This window comes from Mycobacterium sp. NGS62 (genome assembly GCF_059812285.1).
This window is the reverse complement of the sequence record NZ_JCALCK010000089.1, coordinates 1-510: the sequence shown is the minus strand read 5'-3', so window position 1 is coordinate 510 and position 510 is coordinate 1. Positions and strand designations below refer to the sequence as shown.

Annotated in this window: 1 protein-coding gene; it reads right to left on the bottom strand. The window is 65.1% G+C overall.

All coding sequences use genetic code 11. The features are described from left to right. Window positions 1-136: 136 nt before the first annotated feature. A partial coding sequence (locus tag AC5Y49_RS24830; protein WP_499892026.1) for a site-specific integrase occupies window positions 137-510 on the bottom strand: 374 nt, incomplete at its 5' end.

Sequence of the window (510 nt, the reverse complement as noted above, 5' to 3'; positions counted from 1 at the left end):
TGTCAACCCCCGCGGCAATCGACGCGGCCCGCGGACCCGCAACGTTGACCGCGACTTCGGCTTGGCCACATGCGCCAGTATCCCGGAACGCTCACCACGCGAACGCATTCGGGCCGCGCGCCCGCCGCGAACAGGATTAGGCGCGTGCGGGGTCACGCATCTCCCGGAACGCGTACAAGCTCGAGATTGCCGCCAACCGCCGATTGATCGTCGCCGGCGCATACCCCAGATTGCGGCCGTCGCGGATCGAATACACGTTGCCACCCGGCCGACCCGGCAACGTCGCCTCCCGACACGCGGTCAAAAACCGCAGCAGCACATCGACATTGACGTCCACGAGTGCCAAATCCTCGTCACCAAGCCATCGTGCGAACGCCAGCAGGTCATAGGCGTAAGCTCGGCAGGTCCGCGGCGAGAAGTTCCGGTCGGCCAGATATCCGAGGAACTCGTTCACCAATCCGAACCCTTCAGCAGCGGTGCCGCACAACTGCCAGACGCCGTCATCGACAG